Annotated in this window: 10 protein-coding genes and 1 pseudogene; 7 read left to right on the forward strand and 4 right to left on the reverse strand. The window is 68.4% G+C overall.

Annotation, left to right across the window (positions count from 1 at the left end; translation table 11 throughout):
* Positions 1-204: 204 nt before the first annotated feature.
* The 4 genes and pseudogenes from ACUTAF_RS14920 to ACUTAF_RS14935 all read right to left on the reverse strand — a co-directional run bounded on the left by ACUTAF_RS14920 (position 205) and on the right by ACUTAF_RS14935 (position 4,721).
* Positions 205-735 (reverse strand): REP-associated tyrosine transposase, encoded by a 531-nt coding sequence (locus ACUTAF_RS14920; protein WP_445580687.1) that lies wholly within the window; start codon positions 733-735, stop codon positions 205-207.
* Between the two features lie 217 nt (positions 736-952).
* Entirely contained in the window at positions 953-1,657 is a 705-nt protein-coding gene (locus ACUTAF_RS14925) for a methyl-accepting chemotaxis protein (RefSeq protein WP_445582456.1), read from the reverse strand.
* Positions 1,658-1,807: 150 nt separating this feature from the next.
* Positions 1,808-2,992, reverse strand: a pseudogene (locus ACUTAF_RS14930) (HAMP domain-containing protein); the annotation flags it as partial.
* A 58-nt stretch (positions 2,993-3,050) separates the two neighbouring features.
* Entirely contained in the window at positions 3,051-4,721 is a 1,671-nt protein-coding gene (locus ACUTAF_RS14935) for a glucan 1,4-alpha-maltotetraohydrolase domain-containing protein (RefSeq protein WP_445580688.1), read from the reverse strand.
* 364 nt (positions 4,722-5,085) lie between these two features.
* On the opposite strand from ACUTAF_RS14935, the gene ACUTAF_RS14940 reads away from it, so the two are divergent.
* The 7 genes from ACUTAF_RS14940 (at position 5,086) to ACUTAF_RS14970 (ending at position 11,865) form a co-directional block, all read left to right on the forward strand.
* Positions 5,086-6,357 (forward strand): maltoporin, encoded by a 1,272-nt coding sequence (locus ACUTAF_RS14940; RefSeq protein ID WP_397496498.1) that lies wholly within the window; start codon positions 5,086-5,088, stop codon positions 6,355-6,357.
* Between the two features lie 209 nt (positions 6,358-6,566).
* On the forward strand, positions 6,567-7,490 hold the full coding sequence (locus ACUTAF_RS14945; protein ID WP_445580689.1) for a MalM family protein: 924 nt from the start codon (positions 6,567-6,569) through the stop codon (positions 7,488-7,490).
* A 169-nt stretch (positions 7,491-7,659) separates the two neighbouring features.
* On the forward strand, positions 7,660-8,904 hold the full coding sequence (gene malE / locus ACUTAF_RS14950; RefSeq protein WP_397496496.1) for a maltose/maltodextrin ABC transporter substrate-binding protein MalE: 1,245 nt from the start codon (positions 7,660-7,662) through the stop codon (positions 8,902-8,904).
* Between the two features lie 324 nt (positions 8,905-9,228).
* The gene (locus ACUTAF_RS14955) at positions 9,229-9,585 is read left to right on the forward strand and encodes a metalloregulator ArsR/SmtB family transcription factor (RefSeq protein ID WP_445580690.1); all 357 of its coding nucleotides are present in this window, start codon (positions 9,229-9,231) and stop codon (positions 9,583-9,585) included.
* Positions 9,586-9,608: 23 nt separating this feature from the next.
* On the forward strand, positions 9,609-10,325 hold the full coding sequence (gene arsH / locus ACUTAF_RS14960; protein WP_445580691.1) for an arsenical resistance protein ArsH: 717 nt from the start codon (positions 9,609-9,611) through the stop codon (positions 10,323-10,325).
* Between the two features lie 15 nt (positions 10,326-10,340).
* The gene (locus ACUTAF_RS14965) at positions 10,341-10,841 is read left to right on the forward strand and encodes a phosphatase domain-containing putative toxin (RefSeq protein WP_445580692.1); all 501 of its coding nucleotides are present in this window, start codon (positions 10,341-10,343) and stop codon (positions 10,839-10,841) included.
* A 19-nt stretch (positions 10,842-10,860) separates the two neighbouring features.
* Entirely contained in the window at positions 10,861-11,865 is a 1,005-nt protein-coding gene (locus ACUTAF_RS14970) for an ArsJ-associated glyceraldehyde-3-phosphate dehydrogenase (RefSeq protein ID WP_445580693.1), read from the forward strand.
* Positions 11,866-11,914 lie beyond the last annotated feature (49 nt).

Consider the following 11,914-nt stretch of genomic DNA (forward strand, 5'->3'; position numbering starts at 1 on the left):
CGCACCGCGGCCTCGGTGGCTCTTTCTGCATACCCCATCCAGCGGCGACAACCCGACCGGATCGGGAATAGGCGCCGGCCTGGCAGATCGGCGTTTATCCCTGGTGCGCACGGCGCACCCTAGGGCTCGCCGCACCATATCCGCAGACCTACATATCGGCGTATCAGCACCATCGGGTGCGCCGTGCGCACCGAGCTTGCGCGGTCACTCGCCGAACGCCCCCTCATCCTCCGCCACCCCTCCCCAATCCGCCGGGTACACGCCTTCGCGCACCAGGCGGTGGAAGCTCGACCAGGGCCAATCCGCCACCTGCCGCACCAGGCCATGGCGCACCGGATTCCAGTGCAGGTAATCCAGGTGCCTACTGAGGTCCTGCTCGTCGCGGATGCGGTGTTCCCAGAAGCGCCTTTGCCACAGCCCCGCCTCGCGGCGCAGACGCCGGCTCAGGCTGACACCATCGGCTTGCGGCAGGGCCTGGCTGGTCAGGCGCTTGATCATCGACCAGCGCAGGGCAAAGTCGGCATCGCCCGGTGGCAGTTGCCACAGGCAGTGCAGGTGATCGGGCAGCAGCACCCAGCCGTGAATGGCAAAGGGATAACGCTGGCGCACCTGCTCGATGGCCCCGCGCAAGGCCGCGCGCAGCGGCGCCTCGGTGAGCAGCGGCCGGCGCTGGTGGCTGACCTGGGTGAGGAAATAGCAGGCGCCCTGCTCCCGGGCGCGGTGGTAGTCGGACATTCCCTGTCTCCTGGCGCTGATTGCCTGTACAGGATAGCCTCCGGTGCGCGCAGCGCCGCCTACCGGGACCGCCACGCTCGGCACGCTGCTGCATTTCGTAGGGTGCACCGTGCGCACCGCGGCTTGCGCGGTCAGTCACCGAACCCGCCCTTATCCTTGTCCACGGCACCGCCCCAATCCGCCGGATACACGCCTTCGCGCAGCAGGCACCGATCGCTCAGGTCAGGTAGCGGGCGCACAGCGCCTGCTGCTCGGCCACCATGGCCGCCTGGCGCTCGCTGCTCTCGGTGATACCGACGATGCGCTGCATGTTGTCCTCGGCCACCGCGTGGATGTCGTGCATGCTGCGCGTCACATCTTCGGCGGCCAGGCGCTGCTGGGCGGTGGCCTGGCTGATCTGCCGCGACATGCCGGCGATGGCGCCGACCTGCTCGTGGATCCGCTGCATCGCCTGATCGGCCTCGCCGACCTGGGCCAGGTTGGCCTGCATGTGCTGGCGGCTCAGCTCCAGCGACTGTACCGCCGCCTGGATGCCCTGCAGCAGACCGTCGATATGCGACTGGATCTCGCCGGTGGAGCTGGCCGTGCGCAAGGCCAGGCTGCGCACCTCGTCGGCGACCACGGCGAAGCCGCGGCCCTGCTCGCCGGCACGCGCCGCCTCGATGGCCGCGTTGAGGGCCAGCAGGTTGGTCTGCTCGGCGATGCTGCGGATCACCGCGAGGATCTGGCCGATGCGCTGCCCGCCGGCCTCGACCTCGGCGATCTCGGCCACGCTGCCCTGCAGTTGCTGCGCCAGCGCCTGGGTGCTGCGGATGGTGCCGGCCATGATCTGGCTGCCGCTGTCGACGCTGGCGCCGACGCTGTCGACCCGCCGCGCGGTCTGCTCGGCATGCACCGCCACCTCGGCGAAGCTCGATTCCATCTGGGTCAGGCTGGCGGCCAGCGCGCCGATGCTCGAGCGCTGCCGATCCAGGCCCTGGCGCGCGTCGGCGCAGGAATCGGCATTGCCACGGGCGATGGCGTCCTGCTGGTCGGCGGCGCGGCCCAGCTGCGCCAAGGCGTCGCGCAGGTTGCCGGCGACCCGATTGACGTCCGCCGCGACCCGGCCGAACTCGTCTTCCCGCTGGTAATCGCAGCGGCCGCGCAGATCGCCCTCGGCCAACCGGTTCAGCGCGCCGGACACCGCGCCCAGCGCCCGGCGCATGGTGCGGCTGAGCCAAACGCCCATGCTCAGGGCGATGCCGAGCGACAGCGCGGCCAGCCACAGCAGGCGATCGAAGCCGCGCCGATAGGTCAGGCGCGCCTGTTCGAGCTGCGCCCGGGCGTCGCGCTCGCTCGCCTCGATCAGTTGCCCGACCTGCTCGCCCACCTGCGCCTGCAACGCCTGCAGCTGGCGCTTGCGCTCCTGGTTAGCCTGCTTGTCGGCGAGCCAGCCGGCGTACTGGGCCAGCGCGCCCTGGCCGTCGAGCAGCAGGTTGCGCTCGATCTCGGCGAACTCACCCCGATAGGTATGCACATAGTCGGTGCGACTGTCCTGGTGGGGCAGTAGGTCGTCCAGCACCCGCCCCAGCTTGTCATGTAGATTGGGCAGGCGTTCCCTGACCTTGGCCTCGGCCTGCTGCAGGCGCTGCGGCGAGGCGCTGCCGACCGCGTCGAAGACCAGTGCCTCGACCTGCTCCAGCGGAATGATGAACTGCTTGAGCGAGTAGGCGACGTAGTCGTCCTTGGTGACCGCCTGCACCCTGAGCAGGTCCTGCTTGAAGCGCGACAGTTGCAGCTGCAGGTTGCGCAGCGTCACCGCGGTGCGCTCGACCCGCGCCAGCACCTGGCGCTGCGCCTCCAGCAGCTCGCGGCTCTGCGCGTCCAGCTGCGGCAGCAACTGCCCCAGCCGCACCAGCTCGGCCTGTTCGGCGCCGTTCCCCAGGGTCCGCATGACGTCCAGGCGGGCGTCGACCCGTTCGGCATGCTGCCCATGCGCGGTGGCGAAGGCCTCGAGCTCCTCGGCGCGTTCGGCGCCGAGGGCATCGGACAGGTTCTGGGTCAGGCCCTGCAGGGCACTGAAGAAGCTCTGGCTGGCCTGCAGCCGCGCGGCGCTGTGGGCGATGCGTTCGCCCGAGCCCTGCAGCTCGCCGATGGCGCTCAGGCTGCTGCCGCCGAGCAGCACCAGCAGCAGGGCCAGCGCCGCGATCAGCAGGTACAGCCGCGGCAGGAAGCCGACCTTGAAGGCGGTCAGCCGGTTTACAAGAGGGGACAACATCGATCTCTCCTGTCGATAGAGACCGGGCCGCCGGGAACGGCGCGGCGGCCCGGCAGACTCAGAAGCCGCCGCTGGTGGTGGCCCCGGCCGTAACCGTCAGGCTATTGTTGCCTCCCGGCTGCCAGGTCTTGACCTGGGTCGGGTCGCTCTCGTTACGGATGATGCATTTCCACTCCACCTGCTGGCCGGCCGGCAGGGCGATGCTGCCCTTCCAGGTCGGGTAGGCGCTGGTGTCGCTCAGGCGCACCGCGCTGGCCGCGCTCCAGTTGCCCAGCTGGGCGACGTTACCCACCGCATAGACGCTGTCGCCCCACTGGGTCACGCCGTTGTCGCAGCGGAAGTTGACGCTGACCAGGTCGCCCTGCTCTTCATCGTCACCCTGGCCGCTGCGCCAGATACGGATCGCACCGTTGTCGGCGTTGAGCGCCTGGGTGAAGTCGCCGCTGGCCACCTGGCCGGGCGAGGACAGGTTGGAGTCCAGGGCGATCAGCAGCTGCTGCTGGCTGCCGCTGACCGTCGCCACCAGGCCGGAGAAGCCCTCATGGAACTGGATCGCCGAGGCGGCCTTGACCCCGGCCGCGCGGCGAATCTGGATCAGCTGGCGGATGAAGTCGCCATGGCCCCAGTCGTACATGTGCGGCCAGTACACCACCGGCGTGCCGGGGCTGCTGAGGATGTAGGCGTAGGCCTGCTTGAGGCGATGATCCGGCAGCGGCCAGTGGTGCTGGCCACCGTTGGGGCCGGGCGAGTAGCCGGTGTCGTGGTTGTCGACGAAGGTCACCGCCACCTCGCGCCAGCGCGCATCGGGATTGCCGTTGAGGCCGTGGCGCCAGTCGGCTATGCCGCCGTTCTGCATGCGCTCCTTGAGGGCGAAGTCGAAGATGGTGCACTTGGCCCGATCCGACCAGTCCTTGAGGATCTGCTGCCAGCTGGCGCCGTTGCGCCAGTCCCAGCTCGGGTATTCGCCCGGCGCCTTCCACAGCTCGCCGAGGCAGAAGCCGTTGTCGTGGGCATCGCTCATCCAGCCGTCGACCCGCTCGCCGGCATAGCCGCGGACGAAGTCGAAGCGAAAACCGCCGGCGCCGTACTGGCTGCGCAGGTTGGCGAACTCGTCGCGGAACATCGCCTGGTTCTGCGGGTGGCCGGTATTGAGGTCGGCGTCGCCGCCCATGAAGCGGTCGCCGTCGTCGCAGTCGTTGGCGTAGTTGCCCGGGTCATTGCAGTCGTGGCGCCACAGCCCCTGGCCGGCCGGCAGGTTGATTTCCTTGTCCGGATAGCCGCGGTTCATGTGGTTGGGCACCACGTCGTAGATCGGCTTGACCCCGGCGGCGTTCAGCGCATTGGCGGCCTGCTTGAGCAGGCTGTCGCTGCCGTAGCGGCCGTTCTTGTTGAAGTCGTGCCAGAAGTAGCCTTCGCCGCCGCCCGAGGTGCCGTTGTTGGGGTCGCTCCAGCTGGAGAAGTCGCGCCAGGGCACCGGCATCCAGATCGCGCTGAAACCATCGGCGGCCAGGGTCGGCGCCATGCTGGACAGGGTCGCGTACCAGTTGCTGGAGGTGGTACGCACCGTGTTCCAGTGAAAGCCCTGGAGGATGATTTCGTCACCGCCGTGGTAGCGCACGCCGCTGGCGCTCTTGCCCGGCGCGTCCGCCGCCCTGACCAGGTTGCCCCAGGGGTAGGCGAGCGGGGCCATGGCCAGCACCAGGCCGGCCATTCGCAGGTATCGGTTCATCTTGAAGCTCCGTTCTTGTCATTGTTGTGAGCATCCGACTACGGGGGAAAGCCCCCGGATGGACTGATCGGAGCACCGCGCGGGCGACCCGATCACGGCAGCCTGCCGCGCCTGGCCGCACCACCAAACCTCCCCCGCGCACTTTCTGCAGGCGTAGGGCACAGGCGTAGAAATTCCGCCTGCCCGCCATACCCCCCGCCGCTTCGCTACGCCCTGCCGCTCCGCCTCGAAAAAAGCGCCCCGGGGAGGATGTGGTGGCGCCTTGCCTTGCCCGACTCTTGCCCGCAGCGCCACCGGGCCGACTGCCTGCCCTGTCGCGCCCAGTCAGTCCGACACCGAATCCAACAAGAAAGAAGGACCCACGATGAACACCAAGCAACCCGCCCAGCTGCTGCGTCCCAGCGCCCTGTTCGCCGCCATGCTGCTGGCCACCCCGGCCCTGGCCGTGGACTTCCATGGCTACATGCGCTCCGGCATCGGCGCCACCGCCGGCGGCGGCGACCAGGCCTGCTTCCAGGCCGCCGGCGCGCCGGCCAAGTATCGCCTCGGCAACGAGTGCGAGACCTATGCCGAGATCGGTCTCGGTCACGAGGCGTGGAAGGAAGGCGATCAAAGCTTCTATATCGACAGCATGATCGCCTACAAGTCGGATCAGGCGAACGACTGGGAAGCCACCGACAGCGACGGCAACCCCTACGCCAACGGCACCAGCTCGATCCGCCAGTTCAACGTGCAGGCCAAGAACTTCCTGCCCGCCCTGCCCGGCGCCACCCTGTGGGCCGGCAAGCGCTACTACAAGCGCAACGACGTGCACATCAACGACTACTACTACTGGGACGTTTCCGGCCCCGGCGCCGGCATCGAGGACATCGACCTGGGCTTCGCCAAGGCGCACGTGGCCTGGATGCGCAACACCGATGGCGAGTGGGTCTACAACGGCACCGGCACTGGCACCAACGTGGCCAACGACACCCTCGACCTGCGCCTGACCGATATCGACTTCAACACCGACGGCAAGCTGGAATTCGGCTACGACTACGGCAAGGCCAACCTCACCGAGGAGCAGAAGGACGATCCCGGCTACACCGACCAGAAGGGTCATCTGCTCACCGCGCAACACATCCAGGGCAACTGGTTCGGCGGCTTCAACAAGCTCGCCCTGCAGTACGGCACCGACGGCATCATCGGCAGCACCGGGCGCAACAGCACCGGCAACAGCGACGGCAAGATGTTCCGCCTGGTCAACCAGGGCGTGGTCGGCCTGACCGACGACATCGAGATGATGTACGTGCAGATCTACGAAGATAAGGACTTCGACAACGACTCCGGGCAGACCTGGGCGTCGTTCGGCGTGCGCCCGGTGTACAAGTGGAGCAACACCATGAGCACCGCGCTGGAGTTCGGCTACGACCATATCGACCCGCAGGCCGATGGCGAGGAATCCCGCGATCTGAAGAAGATCACCCTGGCCCAGCAATGGTCGGCCGGCCGCAGCTTCTGGGCACGCCCGCAGATCCGCGTGTTCGCCACCTACGCCATGTGGGACGGCGGCAAGTACAACGCCGCCAGCGAATCCATCGATGCCGGCGACGACGACGGCCTCACCTTTGGCGTCCAGGCCGAAGCCTGGTGGTAAGCGCTCAGTCATCCGTTGCATCCGGATGACTGGCAAATTCCGTAACGCTGCTCCTGTGGTCCTTGCCCCGGTTCTGCAATAGGCCGGGGCCTTTTACCAAGCGTGCCCGCTGCCCTCATCCGGCGCTTCGCGCCACCTTCTCCCAGGGGGAGAAGGGCATCAAGGAGGGCGTCGCTGCGCGACTTCCAGACTAATAAGAGGAATAACCCATGCCACCGTTCAAGATCGCCAGCCTCGCGCTGCTCACCCTGCTATTGACCGGCTGCGCCAGCGAACCGCTGCGGCGCATCGACGCCCTGAGCGCCAGCCCCGCCCCCCTGCAGACCTCGGCCGGCAACGCCGAACAGGCCCTGGCCGCCGCCCCGTCCTGCTGCACCTCGCTGCGCGAGCTGCCCTACCAGCCGATCCCGGTGAACTTCAGCGGCGAGGTGCGCATCGACACTGGCGCGCCCGCCTTCGCCTTCGACAGCGGCAAGAGCTATTTCCGCGCCTTCCAGCTGCCAGCTGCCAGCAAGTCGTTCGAGATCCGCCTGTACAGCCAGGCCGGCGACACGGTGCTGGCGCCCAACGCCATGCTGCTCGACAGCCAGTTCCGCGTCACCCGCCTGCTCGGCGCCGAGGATTTCGTCTACGCCCCGGCGTCCGGCCTCAAGGGCGACAGCCTGGACGCGCGCCTGCGCGTCGACCGCCTGTACCCGGACAACCCGGGCAACGAACATTACCTGGTGCTCTACACCAGCGAGGCGCAGATGCGCGGCCGGACCGTCATCGAACACCCGGCCAAGGCCTATGCCCGTGCCCTCGGTAACGAGGCGCCGAACATCCCCGACCCGGTGGCCAAGCATGCGCCGGTGGGTGTGATCAAGATGGTGCTGATTGAGGACAAGGTCGCCGGCCAGCAGGCCAACAGCTACGTGCCGCCGTTCAGCATCGGCCGCGAGATGGGCAACCAGCTGCCCAGCGTGCCGGCCCCGGCGGTACTGCCCGAGACCCAGGCCTACTACCGCCAGGCCATCGACGCCTCCCTCGCCAGCAAGGACCTCGAACGTGCCCTGCGCCTGGCCGACGAGGCCGCGCGGGTCGGCGACGACAGCGCCAAGGCCTATCTGCTCGAACGTATCCAGATCCGCTGAAACGATCGTCCCGGGGTGACCTGGCCGGCGCCACCGCCGCAGCCGTAGGAACCCCGCCCCGGGGCGAAGCTGTGCTGGCTCCGGGTTGCCGTCCCGCGCATTCGCCGCGGGGCGCGGCTCCTACAGAGGCGGGCAGGCTTGACGACCGACCGCCCAACCAGAGGTCGAGATGAGAACAACAATAAGGCTCGCGACACTGATTCTGCTGTGCACCACCCCCTGGCCAGCTCTGGCCTTCGAGAAGAACGTGCTGACCGTCTGGATCGGCCAGGACAAGGGCTTCAACGGCCTCGCCGAGATCGGCCAGCGCTACACCGCCGACAGCGGCATGCCGGTCAAGGTCGCCACCCCGGATGACCTGCCCGGCCAGTACGACAGGCTCGCCGCCACCGCCAAGGGTCCGGATATCGTCATCTTCGCCCACGACCGCTTCGGTTCCTGGATCAACAACGGCCTGCTCGCGCCGGTGCAGCCCAGCGCAGAAGCCCTGCAGCGCGCCCCCGGCTTCGCCTGGGAAGCGCTGACCGTGGGCGCGCAGCGTTTCGGCTACCCCCTGGCCACCGAGGTGGTCAGCCTGATCTACAACCGCAGCCTGCTGGCCAGCCCACCGCGCACCCTCGCCGAAGTCGCCACGCTGGACAGGCGCCTGCGCGCCCAGGGCAAGCGCGCCATCGCCTGGGACTACAACAACCTGTACTTCTCCTGGCCGATCATCGCCGGCGCCGGCGGCTACAGCCTGCGCAAGCAGGGCGGCATCTACGACCTGGCCGATGTCGGCGTCGCCACCCCCGGCGCCATCGCCGGCGTGGAGGCGCTCAAGCAACTGCTCGATCAAGGGGTGCTGGAGCCCGGCGACGATTACGCCAGCGCCCTGGACGGCTTCAAGCAGGGCCGCATCGCCATGATCGTCAACGGTCCCTGGGTGTGGAACGAGCTGCGCGACGCCGGCCTCGACTTCGCCGTCGGCCACGTGCCGGGCATCGACGAAACGCGCCAAGGCCGGCCCTTCGTCGGCATCCTCGCCGCAGCGATCAACGCCAACAGCCCGCACAAGGCGCAGGCCCGACGCTTTGTCGAGGACTACCTGAGCAGCGCCGAGGGCCTGCGCAGCCTCAACGCCGACAAGCCGCTGGGGGCGGTGGCTAACCTCGAGGTCATGGCCCAGCTGCGCCACGACCCGCTGATCGAACACACCTACGAGTCCGCCGCCAGCGGCGAGATCATGCCGGACATCCCGGAGATGAAGCGCTTCTGGGTGCTGTTCGCCTCGCGCCTGGGCGCCATGCTCAAGGGCGAGAAGCCGATCGCCGCCACCCTGGAACAGATCGCCCAGCGCCTGCGCGCCGCCGGCGAGGTGCAGGCCTGGCGCCGTCGTCACTACCCGCTCGCCGACTCCACGGCGGGGGCGCCCTGAGCGCCCCCACTCCCCATCCCCTCCAGGGAAATTCGGGCGGCCTCGGCCGCTCTTTTTTTCCGCCGGTGCCCAACGCAGGGGGCCGCGTACGGCGCTGCCGGTGACCTGCACTCCGTCCCGTGAAACGCGGTCGTCGCGACATGGGCGAGACGTACAGGATGCATCCGCTTAAATACGGATTGACGAATATCTCCTGGCAGGAAAATCCACCAGCCGCCGAGCACTCCCCTAAATTAGCGGCACAACCTGCAGGCGATTGGTGACTTTACATATACGAATAAACAAATATTATCGACGCACATCCATACTGCCGCGGACGCCGACATGGCCGAACTGCTCACCCCCACCACCGTCTTCAAGTGCCTGGCCGACGACACCCGGGTGCGCCTGATGCTGCTGATCGCCCGCGAGGAGGAGCTGTGCGTCTGCGAGCTGACCTGCGCCCTCGGCGAAAGCCAGCCAAAGGTCTCGCGCCACCTGGCGCAACTGCGCAGCTGCGGCCTGCTGGCCGACCGCCGCCAGGGCCAGTGGGTCTACTACCGCCTGCACCCGCACCTGCCGGACTGGGTGATCGCCGTGCTCGACGCCACGCTGGCGGCCAACCGCCACTGGCTGAGCCCGGACAGCAGGCGCCTGGCCGCCATGGGCGAGCGCCCGCAACGCATCGCCGTGTGCTGCTGACTCCCTCGCTACAGGAAATCCGCATGACCACCCCCGACCTCCCCCAACTCGATGCCGACCTGGCCGAACTACCCAGCGCCGAGCGTCTCGGCGTCGCCCGGCAGTTTGCCCACAAGCCGCGCATCCTGCTGCTGTACGGCTCCAACCGCGAGCGCTCGTTCAGCCGCCTGCTGACCGAGGAAGCCGCGCGCCTGCTCCAGCGCTTCGGCGCCGAGACGCGCATCTTCCACCCCGCCGGCCTGCCGCTGCCGGACGACGCGCCGGACAGCCACCCCAAGGTGCAGGAGCTGCGCGAGCTGATGCAGTGGTCGGAAGGCCAGGTGTGGTGCTCGCCGGAGCGTCACGGGGCGATGACCGCGGTGTTCAAGGCGCAGATCGACTGGGTGCCGCTGGCCATGGGCGCGGTGCGCCCGACCCAGGGCAAGACCCTGGCGGTGATGCAGGTGTGCGGCGGCTCGCAGTCATTCAACGTGGTCAACCAGCTGCGCGTGCTCGGGCGCTGGATGCGCATGTTCACCATCCCCAACCAGTCCTCGGTGCCCAAGGCCTTCCTCGAATTCGACGGGCAGGGGCGGATGAAAGCCTCGTCCTACTACGACCGCCTGGTGGACGTGATGGAGGAACTGGTCAAGTTCACCCTGCTGCTGCGCGAGCGCACCGACTACCTGGTCGACCGCTACTCCGAGCGCAAGGAATCCGCCGAACAACTGTCCGCGCGGGTCAACCAGCGCGCCATCTGAATAAAGGAAGCCTGCATGAGCCATCCCTACGACCTGCTGAGCATTCCCGGCTGCGCCGGCCAGCTGATCTTCACCCCCTGCCCCGGCACCCGGGGCTGCTCGCTCGACGAGGCCCTGGCTACCCTGCAGCAGGCCGGCGCCAGCGCGGTGATCAGCCTGATGCCGCACAGCGAACTGGCCGCCAATGCGGTCGAGGCCGTCGACGCGCGCTGCCAGGCCCTGGGCCTGGCCTGGTTCCACCTGCCGGTGGCCGACGAACAGCTGCCACTGGACGACTTCGCCGCGGCCTGGCAGCAGTCCAGCGCCGCCATCCTGGCACGCCTGCGCGCCGGGCAGCGCCTGGCCCTGCACTGCAAGGGTGGCTCCGGACGCACCGGGCTGATCGCCGCGCGCCTGCTGATCGAGGCCGGCGTAGCGCGCAGCGAGGCCATCGCCCTGGTCCAGGCGCTGCGCCCCAAGGCCATCCAACACCCGGCGCACGTCGACTGGATCAACCAGTTCGACGCCACTCACTGACCCCAGCGGAGACCAACACATGAGCATCAAAGTCGGTATCAACGGATTCGGCCGCATCGGCCGCCTGGCCCTGCGCGCCGCCTGGGACTGGCCGGAACTCGAGTTCGTACGGATCAACGACCCGGCCGGCGACGCCGCCACCCACGCCCACCTGCTGAATTTCGACTCGGTGCACGGCCGCTGGCAGCACGAGGCGGGCAGCGACGGCGACTGCGTGGTGGTGGGCGGCCGGCGCATCCAGGTGACGGCCAACAAGGCCATCGCCGACACCGACTGGAGCGGCTGCGACCTGGTGCTCGAGGCCAGCGGCAAGATGAAGACGGTCGAGGTGCTGCAGGCTTATCTGGACCAGGGCGTGAAGCGCGTGGTGGTCTGCGCGCCGGTCAAGCAGGCCGGTGCGCTCAACGTGGTGATGGGGGTCAACCAGCAGCTGTTCGACCCGGCGCGGCACCGCATCGTCACCGCCGCCTCCTGCACCACCAACTGCCTGGCGCCGGTGGTCAAGGTGATCCACGAGGCACTGGGCATCCGTCACGGCTCGATCACCACCATCCACGACCTGACCAATACCCAGAGCATCCTCGACACGCCGCACAAGGACCTGCGCCGGGCGCGCGCCTCCGGCATGAGCCTGATCCCCACCACCACCGGCTCGGCCACGGCGATCGCCGAGATCTTCCCCGAGCTGCGCGGCAAGCTCAACGGCCACGCGGTGCGCGTGCCGCTGGCCAACGCCTCGCTGACCGACTGCGTGTTCGAGGTCGAGCGTGCCACCACCGCCGAGGAGGTCAACGCACTGCTCAAGGCCGCCGCCGAAGGGCCGCTCAAGGGCCTCCTCGGTTACGAGGAACGCCCGCTGGTGTCCATCGACTACCGCAGCGATCCGCGCTCCTCCATCGTCGACGCGTTGTCGACCCTGGTGGTGGCTGGCACCCAGGTGAAGATCTACGCCTGGTACGACAACGAATGGGGCTACGCCAACCGCGCGGTGGAGCTGGCGCGGATCGTCGGCCAGGCCGACTGATCCGTAGGGTGGATGACGCCTTTTTCATCCGCCTTGATTTGGTGGATGG

It is taken from the genome of Pseudomonas sp. SP16.1 (assembly GCF_052682975.1).